We start from the raw sequence: 18,627 nt of genomic DNA, 5'->3' as shown, positions 1-18,627 counted from the left end.
GACGTCCGAGCGGCTGCCGGCCACGACGAGACAAGGTCCCGCCTTCCTTTCATCGCGTGCCGGGCGGTCCCCGTCGCCGGAGCGAAGGCCGCCACCGAGCGCCTCGGCAACGCTGCTGGCGCCGACGGCCAGCAATGGGCGTGCTTCACCCCTTGGGCCACCAAGCACCGCGCCTATCGTCTCGATATCGGTCTGATCGCAGGCGTCGAACAGAAGCCGGCGCTCGCCGCCGCGGATCAGATCGGCAAGCCGCTCGCGCAGGCTCGGCGCGCCTTCCGTGATCTCGGGGCGTGATATGAGGCGCAGTGGATCGAGCCCCTGTCGCGCCAGGTGGACACGCAGATCGGCTTCCGTCATCGGCGTGATCGGATGGTTGCGCATCACCGGATGGCGGTCGATGCGATGCACGTTGCCGTCCACGCCGCGCGCGAACAGATTGCCGAACGCGCAGTAGCGGCCAAGGCTCGGCTGTCCGCCGACCACCGCCAGAAGCACCGGCGCGAGATCGCGTTCCAGGGCAGCCAACGCGGCCCCTATGCTGCCGGTTTCGGGGGAGGAATCGAAGGTCGAGCAGACCTTGTAATGGACGACGCGCGGGGCGAGTGCCTTCAACACAGGCGTCATCGCCTCGATCCTTGCCGTGACGGCGGCGGCAGGCAGCGAGCGAAGCTCGGTGGCGATGCCGATCGCATCGAAACTCTCGTCGGCAATCCCTGCCGGATCCGGCGGCTCGAGGAACAGGCGGACGCGTCGTCCGGTCCGCGCGAGCGTCGCCAGAGTGTCGGAGGCGCCGGTGAAATCGTCGCCGATGAAGAGGTAGTCGACGCCCGCGCCCATGTTCATTTCCCGAAGAAACCGAGGGCTGCCTTCAGTTCCGGCAGGCGCTTCGCCGCCGCCTCGAGCGGCACGCCGGAGGCGATGGCCTCGTAGGCCTGGCGCAGGCTCTTCACACCGGCCGCCGGACCATCCGGATGAGCCAGGATGCCGCCGCCCGCCAGAAACATGAAGTCGGCCGACCCGACCGCTTCGCGGGTCGCAGGCATTGTCCCCGCCCACTGTCCGGAAGAGAAGACGGGCAGAACCGCATCCTTCTCGTCCGGCGCATCGGCAGCGAGCGGCTGCAGGCAGCGGCGGGCGGCGGACGCCACCTCCTCGGCTGGATCCGAGAACTTGCCGCCGATCCCGTGGACATGCATATGATCGATGCCGGCGAGCCGATAGAGCGCCTGATAGGCGCCGAAGCCGATGCCGAGCGCCGGATGGCGCGAAAAGGCACCGAAGCCGTTCCGATGGCCGTGGATGGCGAGCGGCGTCGCGCGCCGGAGGGTCTGGAGCGCCGACAGGCCGCACCAGTTGAGGCTCGCCATGACGCAGGACCCGCCCTCGGCTTCGACAAGATCGGCATGCCGGCGCATGGCGTCGGTCTCGTCGGTGATGTTGAAGGCCACCATGACGTCGCGGCCGGTGCGCTCGCGGTGCTTGCGAACCCGGCGCATCACCGCCGGCACCCGCTCGGCAAGGGGGGCGTGGTCCGGATCGGCGCAAATCTCGTCATCCTTGATGAAGTCGACACCCGCCGCGCAAAGAAGGTCCACGAGTTCGGCGATCTCCTCGGCGCGCATGCCGACATTGGGCTTGATGATGGTGCCGAAGAGAGGTCTGTTCTCGATGGCAAGCTGCCGGCGCGTCCCCGCCACGCCGAGGCGCGGCCGCTCGAAGCGGATTCGGAAAGCCTGTGGGAGCGCGACATCGACCAGCCTGAGGCCGGTCACCTCTCCGAGGTCGTAGAGATTGCCGGCGAGCGTCGCGGCAAGGGTGGGCAGGTTGGCACCCATATTGGCGGTCGGGAAGGCGATCGTCACCCGTGCACGCCTGTAAGGCCCGCCGGCGCCCTTGCGTTCAAGATAAGCACTCTCGAGACTGGGAGCCTCCCGGGGCGCGAGTTCCGTAACCGACACGACCTCCGCCGCCGCCCGCGCGCGCAGTGCATCGGTTTCGCCGGCAACCCGGACGAAGGTCCCGCTGCTCTGCTCACCGGCCATCACCGCCGCTACCTCTCGAGGATCGAGCGGCGTTTCGACGATGTACTGCGCCTCGATGGTCTCCGCCTTCATGCGCGCCTCACAGTCGTGAAAGGTCCGGGAAGGGGCGAACGGGATCCGAGCCGTCCCACTCTTCCGCGGCGGCGCGGATGATGTCGAACAGCCTGCCCTTGGGGCCGACGACCTCGGAAAGTTCGATCACGGTGCCGGGATGGGCCTCGCGGTCGAAATAGACGAAGCGGCCGTTGGCGCCGACCTTCCCGCTCATCTTCTGGCGAAAGCCTTCCGCCTCCATGCGTGCAAGGTCGGCATCGTAGGCCTGTGTCCAGTAGGCCACGTGCTGAAGGCCGCTGTGGCCGGCGCGGAGGAAATCGCGATACATGGAGGGCGCGTCGTTGCGTATCTCGATCAGTTCGACCTGGAGGGGACCGCTGTTGGCGAGGGCGACCGCATTGTGGACATCGTAGGGCTGGCCGTCATAGCGGTAGTCCTCGATCGGCACCTTGGGATTGTAGAACCACGGGCCGACGCCCATGACGGAATGCCAGTGGGCCATGGCGGCTTCGATGTCGTCCACCACATAGCCGAGCTGGCGGATCGCACCCAGAAATCTGCTCATATTGAAACCTATTGCATGACGAGTTTGGGGAGCCACGTCGAGACCGCCGGAACCGCGGTGACGACGAGCAATGAAAGCAGCAGCGGCAGAAGAAACGGCAGCACGCCGCGGATGACCGCGTGAACGGGCATTCTGGCGACGATGGAGACCATGTAGAGGCTCATGCCGATCGGCGGGGTGAGCAGGCCGATCATCAGGTTGAGAACGAAGACGATGCCGAGTTGCAAGGGATCCACCCCCGCCGCGTGAAGGGCGGGGGCGACGATCGGCGCGATGATCAAGATGGCGGCGATCGATTCCAGCACCATGCCAACGACGATCAAGAGAAGATTGACCAGAAGCAGCAGGACGAAGGGATCGTCGGAAAGGCCGAGCAGCAAGGCCCCCGCCTTGGCCGGAACCCGGTCGAGGGTGAGCACCCAGGCGAAGACGGCGGCGGTCGACACGATGAAGAGGATGCTGGCGGTCGCCTCCACTGTCTCGCGCAGGCTTTTCCAGACCGCCCGCAAGGTCAGGGTCCGGTAAACCGCGAAGCCGATCAGGAGCGCATAGGCCACCGTGACGCCGGCCACCTCGGTGGGGCCGAAGAAACCGCTCAGGAGACCGCCGATCAGAAGCACCGGAGTCAAAAGCGCGGGAAAGGAGACCAGCGCCTTCTTGGCCACCGCCCGCAGGGAAGGGCTGACGGTGTCACGGGGGAGATCGTAGAGGCGGGCGATCACAGCCACCTGAACCATCAGGAAGAGCGTGATCAGGACTGCCGGAATGATGCCCGCGATCAGGAGCTGGATGGCCGAGACGTTGGCAACGCTTGCGTAGATGATGATCGGGATCGACGGCGGAAAGATCGGCCCGACCGTGGCGGAGGCGATGGTGATGCCGGCGGCGAACTTCCTGTCGTAGCCCTGGCCGGTCATCTGGTCGATCTGGATCTTGCCCAGCGCGCCGATATCGGCGAGTGCGGCCCCGGAAACACCGGAGAAGATCAGGCTGACGAGGATCGACACCTGCGCCACCGCGCCGCGAATCCGGCCGACGATGAGGCGCACAAGATCGAAGATATGCGTCGTCACCCCCATCGCATTGAGCAGACTTGCCGCGAGGATGAACAGCGGGACGGCGAGAAGCGGCGTCGAATCCAGCGCGTTGACGGCGCGCTGCGCAAGCACGTTGACCGGCAACCCATAGACGATCATCACCAGCGCCGAGGAAAGCCCGAGCGAGACGGCAACGGGAGCGCCGAGCGCGAGTGTCACGGCGAAGAGGGCAAGCAGGATGAGGCTCATGACGGCGCACCGTCCTTCCCGGAGGCTGGGTCACTGAAAATCCCGGCAAGACGGACGACCGCCACGAGCAAAAGAAGGACGAACGACAGGAGGGCGGGTGCGTAGAACAGCCAGTTCGGCATGCCGATCGCCGGCGTGGCGAACTTTCCGGCCCGGGAGAGGAACGACTGGAAGCCGTAGAGCGTGAGCATGCAGAAGACCAGCACGGCGATCTCCACGAAGGCGTGTGCGTAGCGGCGCAGATGCCGGGGCAGCATCATCGGCACCAGATCGACCGCCACATGCTGTCCGCGCAGGGCCAATAGCGGTACGCAGAGAAAGACGACGCCGATGCCGCTGAAGCGCGCGAATTCGTCCGCCCAGGGCATACCGAGATCGAACACGTTGCGCCCGACCACCTGGCCGAAGACGAGCACGAACATCAGCGCCAGGAGGAGGATCGCAACGGTGCGGCAGGCCAGAGAAACGGTGTCCAACAGGCGGCCTGCCGCAGTGACGGTGTTCCCGATAGGCATCGTCCCGCTCGACCCGCCTTTAGCCGATAGCCCGGATCTTCTCGTAAAGCGCGCCGTACTCGTCGCCGAAACGCTCCTGGACGAGCTTCTGGACCGAACTGCGGAAGGCTTCGATCTCCAGGCCGTCGTCGGGGCCGATCACCGTCATGCCCTGCTCGCGCAGCGCCTGGGTGTCCTTTTCCTCATTGTCCTGAATGGCGCTGGTGGCGCGCTCGCGGATCTCGGCCGATGCCGCGCTAACGGCTTCCTTCTGCGCGTCCGAAAGACCCTGCCATACATCCTCGTTCATGACGACGACCTCGGCGTTGGACATATGACCGGTAAGCATGAGGTGCGACTGCACCTCATAGAGCTTGACGTTGAGGATGACGTTCACCGGGTTCTCCTGGCCGGCGACGACACCGGTCGCGAGTGCCGTCGGCACCTCCGACCAGTCTACCGGAACGGCCGCCGCGCCCAGGCCTTCGACAGCCGTCGTGTAGATGGGAAAGGGCACGGCGCGAATCTTTTCGCCGGCGAGATCGGCGGGCGAATAGACCGGCTTGTTGGCGGTGAGATGCCGGCGACCGAAATAGTGGGCGTAGATGACACGCACATTGGCCGCTTCGATCAGTCCCTGATTCAGTTCCTGCATCACCGGCGAACCGACATCCATCACCTTCATCAGATGATCGACATCGCGGTAGAGGTATGGCGTGTCGAGAGCGGCGAAGGGCGCATAGAGGGAACCGATCCCGCCCGCCGTATTGTGCGACAAGGCGATGGTGCCGAGCGAGACGGCCTCGGCAAGCTCCTGCAGCTTGCCCAATTGCGAGGAGGGAAAGACCTCGACAGCCAGATCTCCCTCCGAGTGCTTGGCCACCGCCTCCGCGAACCAATCCGCCTGCCCACCGGCAACGCTCGCCGGCTCGTTGTTGTGTCCGTAACGCAGCGTCAGCGACTGCGCGCGCGAGCGGCCTGGAAGCATGGCGGCCGCGCCTGCGCCGAGGCCGAGCGCGAGCGGCGACCGGCGGTTGATGCGTGGCGAAGCGATGTGTGTCGATGTCCGGTTCATCGGATCCTCCCATGATTTGTTCTGACGTGCCGTAGACGGCTGCCTTGTCTTATCTCTCCCAGCATGCTGCCTACTTGACACAAAGCTAGGAACTCTCATGCTTCTGGTCAAACCGGAAAGAATGAGGTTTTTTGAGGTGTCATCAGCTCAAGGAAACGGTCCGCCGGTGCCGCTCATGAGCGACATCGCGGAGGCGGCACAAGTCTCTCTGGCCACCGTCGACCGGGTGCTCAACCGGCGCAAGGGCGTGAAGACGCGCACCGTCCGGCGCGTGCTCGATACGGCGCTCGCCCTCGGCTATGTCAGCGAGGCGGAACATGCGCGGCTCTCGCGCCCGCGTCCGCCGAATGTCGTCTTTCTGCTGCCGATGGGCGGGAACCCCTATCTCCGGCTGCTCGGCGACCGGGTCCGGGCTATCGCGCAATCCAAGTCGCGCGACGAAGCGCAGGTGCGGTGCTTCTTCATCGAAAGCTTCGACGCCAAGGCGCTCGCCGGCGCAATCCGGCATCACGCCGCCTGGGCCGACGGCATAGCCTTCATGGCCATAGACCATCCGCTGGTGCGCGAAGCGGTCGAGGAAGTCTCCGCCTCCGAGCGGCGCATCGTGACGATCATCTCCGACCTGCAGCATTCGCTGCGCGACGCCTATGTGGGCCTCGACAACCAGGCCGCCGGACGCACTGCCGGATACCTGCTCGGCCGGTTCTGCCGGGCGCAAACGGGCAGCGTCGCGCTAGTCGCGGGAAGCCGCAACTACCGGGCTCACGCGGAGCGTGAGATGGGCTTTCTGGGGCTCCTGGAAGAGACGTATCCGGGGTTGCGGGTGGTCGGAATGCGCGAGGGTCATGACGACCGCGAGGAGAACTATCGCCACGCCATGTCCCTTCTGGAACAGAACGCGGATCTCGCCGGCATCTACAATGTCGGCGGCTCGTCCGACGGGATCGGGCGCGCGCTGCGCGAGAAGGGAAAGTCCGGCGACATCGTCTTCATCGGCCACGGCCTGACGGGCGACACGCGCCGGCTTCTCATCGAAGGCACCATCGATGCGGTGATCAACTCGGATCCCGACGTGCTCCTGGCTTCGGCGCTGCGCATCTTCGAGGATCTCCAGCGGGGCGACATCGCGAATCCGGCCGCGCTGCCGCCCGTCAAGATGGACATCATCTTCCGCGAAAACCTTCCCCCTGCCCAGTCGGTGGGTGGCGGGCCGGCATCGCGCGGCGTCCGCCGGCCGTCATGAGAGGCCGGCGCGTTCAGGCCGGCGTCAACGCGCCAGCCAGCCGCCATCGACCGGCAGCACCGCGCCGTGTACGTAGCGCGCGGCGTCCGAGGCCAGGAAAACGGCAGCCCCGCCCAAATCCGATGGTTCGCCCCAGCGTCCGGCGGGAATGCGGTCGAGAATAGCCTGATAGCGCTGCTTGTCCTCGCGCAGGGCCTTGGTATTGGCGGTGGCGATGTAGCCCGGAGCGATGGCGTTCACGTTCAGACCGCTCGCCGCCCACTCGCAGGCAAGAATCCTTGTGAGGCCCAGAACGCCGTGCTTTGCCGCCGTGTAGGAGGAGACCCGTATTCCGCCCTGGAAGGATAGAAGCGAGGCGATGTTGACGATGCGCCCGCCCGCGCCGCGATCGAAGGCAGCCCGCGCGAACGCCTGGCTCAAGAGGAAGACGGCCTTGAGGTTGATGTCGATCACGTCGTCCCAGTCCGCCTCGGCGAAGTCGACCGCTTCGGCACGCCGAATGATTCCGGCATTGTTGACCAGGATATCCAGCCCCTCCCCCGCCCGCGCGACCTCCTCGACATGCCGGGCGCCGGCCGCCGGGTCGGCAAGGTCGAGCACAAACGGCTCGGCGCTGCCGCCGGATGCGCGGATCCGCCCGACGGTCTCGTCCATCGAAGAGCGTCCGGCGCAGACGACATGCGCACCCGCCTCAGCCAGAGCGAGCCCGATGGCCTGGCCGATGCCGGTGTTGGCGCCGGTCACCAGTGCGCGACGTCCTGAAAGATCGAACAGGCCCATCTCAATCTCCATTGTCCACCACCATGACGTCCTGCAATCGACATTGCCCCGGCCGCCTGCCGAATAACGCTGGAGCAACGCCTGTCCGGAACGGGCGACCGGCCGGTGGGCGTCAATCGTCGCGAAGCGGCTCGACGACGAACTTGCCGCCCTGGTAGACTGCTTCGGGTGCGTCCTTCGCCGGCGCGGGGCCGGCCTCGACCTCGTCGCGGTAGACGGCCGAATTGTCCTTGGGCCGCCAGCCGATATAGGCGGCGTGGCTGTTGTCCCACCAGCGCTCGTCGTTGTCCGATATTCCGTAGAGCGTCGGGCAACGCAGGCGCGGGACGGCGAAGACGCGCTCGACCAGCGAGACGAAATCGTCCGGGCTCAGCCAGGTGGCGAGCATGCGGCGGTCCTTCGGCTTGGGAAAGCACGAGCCGATGCGCACGATCGCCGTCTCCATGCCGAAGCGGTCGTAATACATCCGCGCCAATCCCTCGGCGAAGTGCTTGGACAGGCCGTAGAGCGTGTCGGGCCGTGGTATCGCCGCGTGATCGAGATGCTGATCCTGGGTGTACATGCCGATCACGTGGTTCGAGCTTGCAAGAAAGATGCGGTTGCAACCGGCCCGGCGCGCCGCCTCGTAAATGTGAAACGTGCCGTGGATGTTGGCGTTGGAGATGACGGAGAAGGGCCCTTCGACCGACTTTCCTCCAAGATGGACGATCCCGTCACAGCCCTCCACCAGGCGATAGACGGCCTCCTTGTCGCCGAGGTCGCATTGAACGCATTCCTCGTGCGCCGCGGCCGGGCCAAGATCGCCGATGTCGGAAAGGCGCAGCGTTTCGGCGAGACCGGCAAGCCTTTGCCGCGCCAGTTTGCCGAGATTGCCGCCGGCGCCGGTGATGAGAAGTCGCTTCAGCATTTTCAGGCTCATTCGATCAGGTTGGGCAGTGTCAGCGAGATGGCGGGAACATACGTCGTCAGAAGCAGCGCGACGAGGATGGCGGTATAGAACGGCCAGATCGTGCGCACCGCGTCCTGGATCTTCACCCCACCCACCACGCAGCCGACGAACAGGCAAGCCCCCACGGGCGGCGTACACAGGCCGAGACCGAGATTCATCATCATGATGATGCCGAACTGGATCGGGTCGACGCCGATCGAGATCATGACCGGCAGAAAGATGGGCGTGCAGATGAGGATGAGCGCGGCCATGTCCATGATCATGCCGAGGGCCAGGAGGATGATGTTCAGCATGAGAAGGATGACGAGCGGGTTGTCGGAGACGAAGGTGAGCCCCGCCGCGAGGAGTTCGGGAACGCGGTAAAGCGCCAGGAGATAGGCGAAGGCGGAGGCGCAGCCGACCAGGATCATCACCAGCGAGGTGGTGATGACGGCACGCAGAACCGCCTGCCTGAACTTCTCCCAGGTCAGTTCGCGATAGACCAGCGCCGTCACGACGATTGCATAGATGGCCCCGACGGCACCGGATTCGGTGACGGTCATGATGCCCGACAGCACGCCGCCGACGATGATGATCGCCGTCAGCAGGCCCGGGATGGCCACAACGAAGCTGGTCAGCAGGAACGCCCAGCCGGGAAAGGTTTCGGACCGGTAGCCGCGCTTGACCGCCACCAGATAGGCGGCCACGCCGAGGCACAGGCACATCAGGATTCCCGGCACGATACCGGCGATGAAGAGCTTGGAGACGGATATGCCGCCCGCCGCCACCGCATAAAGGATCATGTTGTGGCTGGGCGGAATGACCACCCCGGCCAGCGACGAGGTGACGGTGACGTTCACGCTGTAATCCGGATCGTAACCCTTCTCTTTCATCACCGGCATTAGGATGGAGCCAAGCGCGGAAGTGTCGGCCACCGCCGAGCCGGAAATGCCGCCAAAGAGCATCGAGGAGGCAACGTTGACCAGCCCCAGACCACCGCGCACCGCGCCGACGGCCGCCGCTGCGAGGCGGACGAGCCGTGCGGCGATGCCGCCTTGCAGCATCAGTTCTCCGGCGAAGATGAAGAAGGGGATGGCGAGCAGAGAGAAGACCGAGATGCCCGACAGGATCCGCTGAAAGGCAACGAAGAGCGGCAGCCCTTCATAGAGAAATCCGGCCACCGTGGCGATGCCAAGGGCAAAGGCGACCGGAACACCGGCGACCATAAGGCCCAGGAAGGTGCCGAGAAGAAGGAGAAGACCCATCGATTTTCGTTCCTGCGGTCAGCGGCCGGGGGTGCGCCAGCGGCGATACAATGAAGCGGCCACGAAGAGGACCGTCAGCACGCCGCAGATGGCGAGCGGCGCGGCGCGCCAGCTTTCGGTCAGGCCGAGCAGTGGAATTTTGCGATGCAGGTTGGTCATCACCAGATGCCAGCCCTGCCAGGCCATGAAGCAGCCGAAGGCGATCATGGCCAGGTCGCTGACGAGCCGCAGGACGGTGCGCGGGAGCGGCGGCATCGCCTCGCGGATGAAGTCGATGCTCAAATGCGCATCGCGCCGGATGCCGACCGCTGCCCCCAGAAAGGTGACGTAGACGACGATGATGAGTGAAGCCTGCTCGACCCAGGTCGGCGTGTCGTTGAGAATATACCGGCCGTAGACGAGCCACCCGAAAATGCCGATCAGCAGAACGAGAAGAACGCCGGCGAACCAGTGGCAGAGGTCCGCCAAACGGTCGAGAAACCGTTCCACCAGGCCCGGCAGCCCGCTTTCCCGATCTTCGAGCCGGTTGTCCTTCAGCATCGCGCCATGCTCCGTGAGGCGGGACCGAAATGCAACCCGGCCCCGCATTGGCTACCGGCTCAGTTGCTCTGCTGAATGGACCGGATCAACGGCTCGAGGTCCGGATTTTCTTCGATGAAGGCGGCGTAGACGGGCTCCATGGCCGCCTGGAAGGCCGACTTGTCGGCGATCTCGTTGATCTGGATCCCGGCCTCCTCGACCCTCTTGCGGCTTTCCGCCGATCCCTCGGCCCACAGTTCACGTTGCGTTTCGGCCGCCCGGACGGCTGCCTCGCGCACGATCTCCTGATCCTCCGCAGACAGCGCCTCCCAGCTCGCCTTGGCGATGCAGATGCACTCGGGGATGATCAGGTGCTCGGTGGTCGAATAGAACTTGGCCACCTCGAAATGATTGCTCGAATCGAAGGAAGGATAGTTGTTCTCGGCGCCGTCGATGACGCCGGTCTTCAGCGACTGGTAGACCTCGCCATAGGCCATGGGCGTGGCGTTGCCGCCCATCTTGTCCACCATCTGCACATAGAGATCATTGTTCATGACCCTGAGCTTCAGCCCATCGAGGTCGTCCGGCGTCTCGATCGGACGCTTGGTGTTGTAGAAGCTGCGCGCGCCCGAATCGAACCAGGAAAGGGCGATGAGGCCGTTCTCGGCCAGAGCGTCGGCGAATTGCTGGCCGATTTCGCCGTCCATTACCTCATGCATGTGATCGAGGCCGGAGAACAGGAAAGGCAGCGACAGGACATTGGTGGCCGGAACGATCGGCCCCATCGGCCCCATGTTGAAATTCGCGAAATCGAGCGCCCCGTTGCGCGTCTGCTCGATGGCGTCCGGCTGGTCGCCGAGAACGCCGCCGTGGTAGACGGTCGCGCTGACCCGGCCTTCCGTGTTCTCGGTCACCTCCTCGGCGAACTGCTCCAGCGCGACGCTGTTTGGATAGCCTTCCGGATGGATGTTCCAGCCGCGCCAGTCCGCCGCCGATGCAATCGCTACCTGCGCCAGCAAGAAGGAGCCGGCAAGCGCGGTGGTGCAAAGAATGTTCCTCATGTGTTTCCTCCCATTGCGCCGATTGTTGTCATATAGACCAAACCACTTATAATACATGTTTGGAAACAGCGTCAACGATGATAAGACGGACACACGCTATCGCCGCACCGATTCTGCCGAGCGGCACCGGACGACAGGACAAGGATGCGAGACATGAGCAGCGAAACGGTGCGGACGCGATGGACCGGCCCGGGAAGGCAGCGCTCCGGCCGCGTGAGCCTCGTCGCCACCGTCAGCAACGACCTGCGCCGGCGCATCCTGGAAGGCCGCCTCAACATCGGGGACCGGCTGCCCAGCGAGGCCGAACTGACACGGCAATATTCGGTAAGCCGCACCGTCGTCCGCGAGGCCATCGCCACCTTGCGCTACGAGAACCTCGTCGAGGCGCGGCAGGGTGCCGGCGTCTTCGTGCGCAACAACCAGCCGGCCAACGCCGCGCCGTTCTCACAACTCGACTACGCCCGGATCTCGTCAATCATTGAGATCCTGGAGCTGCGCGCGGCAGTGGAGATGGAGGCGGCCGCGCTCGCCGCAGCGAGACGGTCGCCCGCGCAGGAAGAGGCGATCGCCGAGTGCTACGAGGACATCAACACGCTGATCGGCGCGGGAGAACCCACGCACGACGCCGATATGGCGTTCCACCTGGCCATTGCGGATGCCACAAACAATCCGCGTTTCCGCGAGTTTCTGGCACTGCTCGGTCTCGACGCCATTCCGCGAGCCATGCTGCGCCCGGGGGCGGATATACGGACGCCGAAGGATTATCTCCTCAAGATCCAGGACGAGCACCGGCAGATCGCCGATGCCATCTCCCTGCGCGACGAGCAAGCCGCCCGTGATGCGATGCGCACGCACCTGATCGGAAGCCAGCAACGCTACCGAGCGCGGCTGCGGAGCGGAAGCGCGCCGGAGCGCAATACATAGTACATCTGTTGACAGATGTATGATGAGTTGTATGATCCCGGCTGTCTTAGTGCAGCGAAAGCCTGGAGATCATGGACCCCACCGCCCTCAAATCAGCGCTCGGCTCCGGCCTGTTGTCGTTTCCCGTGACCGCGTTCGACGAAAGCGGTGCGTTCAACCGCCGCCCCTATCAGGAACATGTCGCGTGGCTGTCCGGCTTCGAGGCGGCCGCCCTTTTCGCGGCCGGCGGCACGGGAGAGTTCTTCTCGCTGTCCCCGGAGGAAGTGCCGGTGATCGTCAAGGCAGCCAAGGAGGCAGCCGGCGACACCCCGATCGTTGCCGGCTGCGGCTATGGAACCCGCGTGGCCGTGGATATCGCCAAGGCGGCGGAGGAAGCCGGCGCCGACGGGCTCCTGCTTCTGCCCCACTATCTCATCGACGCACCCCAGGAAGGCCTTTACCAGCACGTGAAGGCCGTGTGCGACGCCGTCTCGATCGGCATCATGGTCTACAACCGCAACAACTCGATCCTGAAGCCCGAGACGCTCGAGCGGCTGTGCGAGAACTGCCCCAACCTCATCGGCTTCAAGGACGGCTCGGGCGATATCGCTCTGGTGCGCGAAGTCACCGCCCGCATGGGCGACCGGCTGACCTATCTCGGCGGCATGCCGACGGCCGAGCTTTTTGCCGAGGCGTATCTCGGGGCGGGCTTCACCACCTACTCCTCGGCCGTTTTCAATTTCGTGCCGGCGCTGGCGCAGGAATTTTATCGCGCGCTGCGGGCCGGCGAGAGTGACGTGACGTTGCGCATCCTCAACGAATTCTTCTATCCTTTCATGAAAATCCGCGACCGCAATGCCGGATATGCCGTCTCGGCCATCAAGGCCGGCGTGCGCGTTCTCGGCTTCGACGCCGGCCCGGTGCGCGCGCCGCTGACGGATCTGACGGAGGAGGAGGTGGCGATGCTCGAAAAGCTGATCGCGCCCCACAGATCATGAAGATCGCCGAGGTCCACACACATATTCTCGACCACAGGCTCGGTCGCGCCTTCGAAAGCGCCTCCATGCGCTTCGACCGACGTCAGCACTGCCTGGTGGAGATCGTCTGCGAGGACGGCACCACGGGCTGGGGCGAGTGCCTCGGCCCGGCCCTGCCCAATGCGGCGGTCGTCAAGGCCTACGCAAAGGCCCTCCTCGGCCGCGACCCGCTGGAGACGGAAAAGCTCTGGCTGGAGCTTTATCATCTGCTGCGCGACCAGGGTCAGCGCGGGCTGACGGTGACGGCGCTGTCGGGAATCGACATCGCGCTATGGGACATCAAGGGCAAGCGTTTCGGCGCACCCGTCTCCGTTCTTCTCGGCGGGCGCTTCCGCGAAAGCGTGCGGGCCTACGCCACCGGCTGCTTCCGGCCGGTGGGCGAGGACCGTATCGCGGCCACCGTCGCCGAGGTCACAGAGTATCGGCGCCAGGGCTTCCATGCGGTGAAGATCAAGATCGGCTTCGGCGTCGAGGAGGATCTCGCGGTCATCGAAGCGGTGCGGGGCACCATCGGCCCGGACATGCGGCTGATGGTGGACGCCAATCACGGCTATGACGTCCTGGAAGCGATCGCGCTCGGCAAGGGCGCGGCGCGCTTCGGCGTCGACTGGCTCGAAGAACCAGTTCTGCCGGAGCAGCTCGGCGCCTACCAGGCCGTGCGGGCCGGCCAGCCGCTTCCCGTCGCCGGAGGCGAGACCTGGCATGGGCGTTTCGGCATGGCCGGGCCGATCGAAAGCCGCTGCATCGACATCGTCCAGCCGGACATCTGCGGCACGGGCGGTTTCACGGAGATGCGCCGCATCGCCGATCTTGCCGCCCTCCACGGCATCCGGCTGGTACCGCATGTGTGGGGGACGGCCGTCCAGATCGCCGCCAGCCTGCAATTCATCGCCGCACAGGCCCCGAACCCGCCGCGGCCAAGGCCCGTCGAGCCGATCCTCGAATTCGACCGCACGGACAATCCGTTCCGCCAGGCCGTGGTCAAAACGCCGCTCGAGCATGAGAACGGCGTCGTGCGCATTCCCGACGGGCCGGGGCTGGGCATCGAGATCGATCGGGCAGCACTGGAAAAATTCGCCCTCAAAGAGGCCGACGCGTGATCGAGCGAAAATATTCGGGCGAAGAGCCCAGGACGCCTATGCCGGCCGGTGCCACGGATACGCAGATGCACATGTATCTGTCGGGCTTTCCCGCCAAGCCCAGCGCGCCGGCCCTTCCCGAAGGGCTGCCCGGGCCGGACGACTACCGGCAGGTGATGGCGTGGCTCGGCATCGAGCGCGTGGTCATCACCCAAGGCAACGCGCATCAGGCGGACAACGCCAATCTCCTGGCCTGCCTCCGCGCAATGGGCCCCGTTGCCCGCGGCGTCGCCGCCATTACGGGCGAGACGACCGACAGGGAGATGGAGGCGCTGCACGCGGCAGGCGTGCGCGGCGCACGCATCATGGACCTGCCGGGCGGTGCGGTCGGGCTGGAGGCAGTGGAAGCGGTCGATGCGCGGGCACACGCCTTCGGCTGGTGCATCGCCGTCCAGTTCGACGGCAATATGCTTCCGGAACATGCGCCACGGCTCGAACGGCTGCGAAGCCGCACTATCATCGACCACCATGGGAAGTTTCTTTCAAGCGGGGCCACGCCGCAGTCGCCGGAGATCGACACCCTGAAGCGGCTGATCGACGGCGGCAATTGCTGGTTCAAGTTCGCCGGCTGCTACGAATCTTCGCGTGCGGGGCCGCCGGACTACGACGATATCGCCGACGTGGCGCGCCACATGGCGGCGCATGCGCCCGAGCGCATCATCTGGGGCACGAACTGGCCGCACAATCTCATCAAGCGCACCGAGGACTATCCCGACGACGCGGCCCTTCTCGACACCGTGCTCGGCTGGGTGCCGCAAGCATACCACCGCCGGGTGCTCGTCGACAATCCCGCCGAGCTCTTCGGGTTCGCCAAGTAGACGCGCGAAAACGCCCCTGCGTTGCCTTTCAGGGGCCCTCGGAGGGGTCCGGTACAAGCTCGCCGGCTTCAAGGAGCCCCGCACACTCTTCCGCCCTGTGCCTGTCGAGGTCGTCGAGAGGGCTTCCCTCCAGAGTAACGACGGTTCCGGTGGAGGTGTAGACCACCTTCCACCGGTCGTCGCCCGTCTCGCGAACCGCAAACCGCTTCGTCATCGCCGCTGCTCCTCGTCTCCGCGCGGGATCGAACGGCTTCGAATGAAATGCGTTCCCTATCGCTTCGCCATTTCGCGCAGCGGGACCGCTCTGATCTTGTCGGCTTGGCCGGCGGTCCCGAAGCCCTCGAATTTTTCCATGCACAAGACCGTTACCGCGTCCCTGGCCGGTGCCAGATACTTGCGCGGGTCGAATTCGCCGGGTGCCTCTGCGAGGGTGCGGCGGATGGCGGCGGTGATGGCGAGGCGGATATCGGTATCGATGTTGATCTTGCGCACGCCGTGGCGGATGCCGCGCTTGATCTCCTCCATCGGAACGCCCCAGGTCGGCCTGATCTCGCCGCCATGGGCATTGATGGTTTCGCAAAGCTCCTGCGGCACCGACGAAGATCCGTGCATGACGAGATGGGTGTCGGGCAGCCGCCTATGGATCTCCTCGATCACGCCCATGGCGAGAACTTCGCCGTCGGGCTTGCGGCTGAACTTGTAAGCGCCGTGGCTCGTGCCCATCGCCACCGCCAGGGCGTCTACGCCCGTGTCGGCGACGAAGCGCTCCGCTTCCTCGGGATCGGTGAGAAGCTGATCATGGGACAGCTTGCCGGTCGCGCCGTGGCCGTCTTCCTGATCCCCCATGCCTGTCTCGAGCGATCCCAGAACGCCCAACTCACCCTCCACGGACACGCCCGCCGCGTGAGCGATCTCCACGACGCGGGCTGTGATGCCGGCATTGTATGCGTAATCAGCGGGCGTCTTGCCGTCCTCCTTGAGGGAGCCGTCCATCATGACGGAGGTGAAGCCGTGCTGGATGGCCGTGACGCAGGTGGCCAAGTTGTTGCCGTGGTCGAGATGCACGCAGACCGGGATGTGGGGATAAAGCTCGACCAGCCCGTCGATGAGCCGCGACAGGACGATGTCGTTGGCATAGGCGCGCGCGCCGCGGCTCATCTGCAGGATGACCGGGGCGCCGGCCCTGTCGGCGGCGGCCATGATGGCCAGGCCCTGTTCCATATTGCTGATGTTGAAAGCCGGCACGCCGTAGTCGTTTTCGGCGGCATGGTCGAGAAGCTGGCGCAGGGTGATGCGGGCCATTGGCAATCCTCCTTAGGCGTTCAGGTAGCTTTGGACAGTTGCGACCTCGGCTGCGGAGCCGAAGACGAGCGCGGTCTTTTCGTGGATATCGGCAGGCGTCCGGGCGAGAATGGGACCGTACCCGTCCGTCGCGGCGCCGCCCGCCTGCTCGATCAGGAAGGCTATCGGAAAGGCCTCGTAGAGGAGGCGCAAGTGCCCCTTTCCGTATCCCGGGCGGGCATCGGCCGGATAAAGGAATAGCCCGCCGTTCAACAGAATGCGGTGGAGATCTCCGACCGCCGCCGCGATCCAGCGCATATTGACGTCCTCGCCGCGCGGACCTTCGCGACCGGCCAGACAATCGTCGATGTAGCGCCGCAATCCGGGCGGGAAGTGGCGGTGATTCGAGGCGTTGAATGCGATCGTCCGGGTCTTTTCGAGAAGGTCCGGCGCCCGGCCGGCAATCCGGAACAGCCCGTCCCGAGGATCGAGAGTTGCAAGGAACACGCCCTCGCCCAGGCTGAAGCCGAGATCGACGCTATGCCCGAAGGAAACGTAGCCGGCGGCCAGGATATCGCGGCCCGGCCGGAGAAAGCTCTTCCCCTTCGGGAAGACGGCAAAGAGGAGGCCGAGCGGTGCTCCCGTGCCGATGCTGCCCGAGCCGTCGATCGGGTCGATGGCCACGTCGAGCAGACCGGCTTCGTCCAGAAGGATCGGCTCGCCGGCCTCCTCCGAAACCACCCGGGCGACCGGCGCCTTGCACAGGGCATCCAGGATGTGCTCGTGCGCGGCGAGGTCGAGCGCCTTCTGGACGTCCCCGCTCACGTTCTTCGCAACCGGCGCGGCCGGATCACCCGGAAGCCGTGCCATGGCCAGACGCAGAGCCAGCGGCATGGCCGCCTCGGCGATGGTCGAAACGAGACCTGCAAGTGCGCGGCGGCGGTCATCCGCTCCGGCCCATTCGGAGAGAAACCGCGAAAGGGACGGCGCGGAAACGGGCCGGTCGCCGGCCAGTTCGAGAGCCGCGGCATGGGCCATCGGCATCAACCCTCCACCAGCGCGAGCGCCCGCGTGACGACGGCATCGGTGGTAATGCCGAACTTCTCGTAAAGGACTGCGGCCGGGGCGGATGCCCCGAAGTGATCGAGCCCGATGACATCCTCTTCGGATGCGACGTAGCGGGTCCACCCGAACCTGCTTGCCGCCTCCACCGCGACGCGCGGTGCCAGGCCGAGGACGCGCGCGCGGTATTCGGCGGGCTGCGCGTCGAACAACTCCCAGCAGGGCATGGAGACCACCGCCGCCTTAACGCCTTGCACGCCGAGCGTGTCCGCTGCTTCCATCGCCAGCGCGACTTCCGTTCCCGTGGCGAGAATGGTGACGTCGCGGGCGCCCTCGGCCTCGCGCAGCACATAGGCGCCGCGGGCACAGAGATTTTCGGCGCCGTCGCTGCGCAGTTGCGGCACGCCCTGGCGCGAGAGGGCAAGCAGCGACGGCGCTCTGCGGTTGCGCACCGCAAGCTCCCAGCACTCGAGCGTCTCCACGGCATCGGCCGGCCGGAAGACGTTGAGGTTGGGCATGGCGCGCAGGCTCGCCAGATGCTCGATCGGCTGGTGGGTCGGGCCGTCCTCGCCGAGCCCGATGCTGTCGTGCGTCATGACGAAGATGGTGCCCACCTCCATCAGCGCGGAAAGCCGTATCGCATTGCGGGCATAGTCGGAGAAGACGAGGAACGTCCCGCCATAGGGAATGATGCCGCCGTGCACGCTCATGCCGTTCATGGCGGCGGCCATGCCGAATTCCCGCACGCCATAGGAGATGTAGCGTCCGTCGGGCGTATCGGCCTGGAAGTCGGTCGCAGTCGCCGAAACGCGCGTGAGGTTGGAGCCCGTGAGATCGGCCGAACCGCCGATCATCTCCGGGCAGATTTCGGCGAGCGTTTCCAGCGCCATCTGGCTGGCCTTCCGCGTTGCCACCTTCTGCGGCTCGGCGAAGAGCCGGGTCTTGGCCGCAGCAATGGCCGCATCGAACCCTTCGGGCATTTCACCTTTCAGCCTGCGCTCGAATTCGGCGCGGCGGCCGGCATCGAGCGCGGCCAGCCGGTCTTCCCAGGCCGCGCGTGCCGCGGCACCACGAC

The 18,627-nt window shown here is 65.6% G+C and carries 20 protein-coding genes; 5 read left to right on the top strand and 15 right to left on the bottom strand.

Going from position 1 to position 18,627, the window contains the following annotated elements:
• The 6 genes from ACFP9U_RS16020 to ACFP9U_RS15995 form a co-directional block, all read right to left on the bottom strand.
• A partial coding sequence (locus ACFP9U_RS16020) for a four-carbon acid sugar kinase family protein (RefSeq protein WP_378622930.1) occupies window positions 1-837 on the bottom strand: 837 nt, incomplete at its 3' end.
• Between the two features lie 2 nt (window positions 838-839).
• On the bottom strand, window positions 840-2,114 hold the full coding sequence (locus ACFP9U_RS16015; RefSeq protein WP_378622927.1) for a ribulose-bisphosphate carboxylase large subunit family protein: 1,275 nt from the start codon (window positions 2,112-2,114) through the stop codon (window positions 840-842).
• A gap of 7 nt (window positions 2,115-2,121) precedes the next feature.
• A complete protein-coding gene (locus tag ACFP9U_RS16010; protein ID WP_378622925.1) occupies window positions 2,122-2,661 on the bottom strand; it encodes a VOC family protein in 540 nt (179 codons plus the stop codon).
• A gap of 8 nt (window positions 2,662-2,669) precedes the next feature.
• The gene (locus tag ACFP9U_RS16005; protein ID WP_378622923.1) at window positions 2,670-3,947 is read right to left on the bottom strand and encodes a TRAP transporter large permease; all 1,278 of its coding nucleotides are present in this window, start codon (window positions 3,945-3,947) and stop codon (window positions 2,670-2,672) included.
• Entirely contained in the window at window positions 3,944-4,462 is a 519-nt protein-coding gene (locus tag ACFP9U_RS16000; protein WP_378622920.1) for a TRAP transporter small permease, read from the bottom strand. The genes ACFP9U_RS16005 and ACFP9U_RS16000 overlap by 4 nt, the downstream gene beginning before the upstream one ends.
• A 19-nt stretch (window positions 4,463-4,481) precedes the next feature.
• Window positions 4,482-5,516 (bottom strand): TRAP transporter substrate-binding protein, encoded by a 1,035-nt coding sequence (locus ACFP9U_RS15995; protein ID WP_378622918.1) that lies wholly within the window; start codon window positions 5,514-5,516, stop codon window positions 4,482-4,484.
• Window positions 5,517-5,691: 175 nt separating this feature from the next.
• Between ACFP9U_RS15995 and ACFP9U_RS15990 the strand changes: the two genes are divergently transcribed.
• Window positions 5,692-6,759, top strand: a complete 1,068-nt coding sequence (locus ACFP9U_RS15990; RefSeq protein WP_378622917.1) for a LacI family DNA-binding transcriptional regulator — start codon at window positions 5,692-5,694, stop codon at window positions 6,757-6,759.
• Window positions 6,760-6,783: 24 nt separating this feature from the next.
• Here the strand turns inward: ACFP9U_RS15990 and kduD are convergent, their stop codons facing one another.
• The 5 genes from kduD to ACFP9U_RS15965 all read right to left on the bottom strand — a co-directional run bounded on the left by kduD (window position 6,784) and on the right by ACFP9U_RS15965 (window position 11,312).
• Window positions 6,784-7,539 (bottom strand): 2-dehydro-3-deoxy-D-gluconate 5-dehydrogenase KduD, encoded by a 756-nt coding sequence (gene kduD / locus ACFP9U_RS15985; protein WP_378622932.1) that lies wholly within the window; start codon window positions 7,537-7,539, stop codon window positions 6,784-6,786.
• Between the two features lie 112 nt (window positions 7,540-7,651).
• Window positions 7,652-8,446: an NAD-dependent epimerase/dehydratase family protein gene (locus ACFP9U_RS15980; protein ID WP_378622914.1), complete on the bottom strand. Its 795-nt coding sequence runs from the start codon at window positions 8,444-8,446 to the stop codon at window positions 7,652-7,654.
• A gap of 8 nt (window positions 8,447-8,454) precedes the next feature.
• Window positions 8,455-9,732, bottom strand: a complete 1,278-nt coding sequence (locus ACFP9U_RS15975) for a TRAP transporter large permease (RefSeq protein WP_378622912.1) — start codon at window positions 9,730-9,732, stop codon at window positions 8,455-8,457.
• A gap of 18 nt (window positions 9,733-9,750) precedes the next feature.
• Window positions 9,751-10,272 carry a TRAP transporter small permease gene (locus ACFP9U_RS15970; RefSeq protein WP_378622910.1) on the bottom strand — a complete coding sequence of 174 codons (522 nt, stop codon included), beginning with the start codon at window positions 10,270-10,272 and terminating at the stop codon, window positions 9,751-9,753.
• 59 nt (window positions 10,273-10,331) lie between these two features.
• Window positions 10,332-11,312 carry a TRAP transporter substrate-binding protein gene (locus ACFP9U_RS15965; protein WP_378622907.1) on the bottom strand — a complete coding sequence of 327 codons (981 nt, stop codon included), beginning with the start codon at window positions 11,310-11,312 and terminating at the stop codon, window positions 10,332-10,334.
• Window positions 11,313-11,465: 153 nt separating this feature from the next.
• Here ACFP9U_RS15965 and ACFP9U_RS15960 point away from each other — a divergent pair, with 153 nt between their 5' ends.
• The 4 genes from ACFP9U_RS15960 (at window position 11,466) to ACFP9U_RS15945 (ending at window position 15,209) form a co-directional block, all read left to right on the top strand.
• Window positions 11,466-12,236, top strand: coding sequence for a FadR/GntR family transcriptional regulator (locus ACFP9U_RS15960; protein ID WP_378622905.1), 771 nt, complete (start codon window positions 11,466-11,468; stop codon window positions 12,234-12,236).
• A gap of 71 nt (window positions 12,237-12,307) precedes the next feature.
• Entirely contained in the window at window positions 12,308-13,213 is a 906-nt protein-coding gene (kdgD, locus tag ACFP9U_RS15955) for a 5-dehydro-4-deoxyglucarate dehydratase (protein WP_378622904.1), read from the top strand.
• Entirely contained in the window at window positions 13,210-14,352 is a 1,143-nt protein-coding gene (locus tag ACFP9U_RS15950) for a mandelate racemase/muconate lactonizing enzyme family protein (RefSeq protein ID WP_378622902.1), read from the top strand. The genes kdgD and ACFP9U_RS15950 overlap by 4 nt, the downstream gene beginning before the upstream one ends.
• Window positions 14,349-15,209 carry an amidohydrolase family protein gene (locus ACFP9U_RS15945; protein WP_378622901.1) on the top strand — a complete coding sequence of 287 codons (861 nt, stop codon included), beginning with the start codon at window positions 14,349-14,351 and terminating at the stop codon, window positions 15,207-15,209. Before ACFP9U_RS15950 ends, ACFP9U_RS15945 begins: the two co-directional genes overlap by 4 nt.
• Window positions 15,210-15,237: 28 nt before the next feature.
• Here ACFP9U_RS15945 and ACFP9U_RS15940 read toward each other — a convergent pair whose 3' ends face one another.
• The 4 genes from ACFP9U_RS15940 to ACFP9U_RS15925 form a co-directional block, all read right to left on the bottom strand.
• Entirely contained in the window at window positions 15,238-15,423 is a 186-nt protein-coding gene (locus tag ACFP9U_RS15940) for a hypothetical protein (RefSeq protein ID WP_261522692.1), read from the bottom strand.
• Between the two features lie 56 nt (window positions 15,424-15,479).
• On the bottom strand, window positions 15,480-16,511 hold the full coding sequence (gene fba / locus ACFP9U_RS15935) for a class II fructose-bisphosphate aldolase (RefSeq protein WP_378622899.1): 1,032 nt from the start codon (window positions 16,509-16,511) through the stop codon (window positions 15,480-15,482).
• Window positions 16,512-16,523: 12 nt separating this feature from the next.
• Window positions 16,524-17,534, bottom strand: a complete 1,011-nt coding sequence (locus tag ACFP9U_RS15930) for a class 1 fructose-bisphosphatase (RefSeq protein ID WP_378622897.1) — start codon at window positions 17,532-17,534, stop codon at window positions 16,524-16,526.
• Window positions 17,534-18,627: transketolase-like TK C-terminal-containing protein (locus tag ACFP9U_RS15925; protein ID WP_378622896.1), on the bottom strand; the 1,094-nt coding region annotated here is incomplete at its 5' end. The genes ACFP9U_RS15925 and ACFP9U_RS15930, both read right to left, overlap by 1 nt.

Source organism: Nitratireductor sp. GCM10026969 (genome assembly GCF_042660605.1).
In the GTDB taxonomy this organism is placed as follows: Bacteria; Pseudomonadota; Alphaproteobacteria; order Rhizobiales; family Rhizobiaceae; genus Chelativorans.
This window is presented reverse-complemented; position numbering and strand designations above follow the sequence as displayed.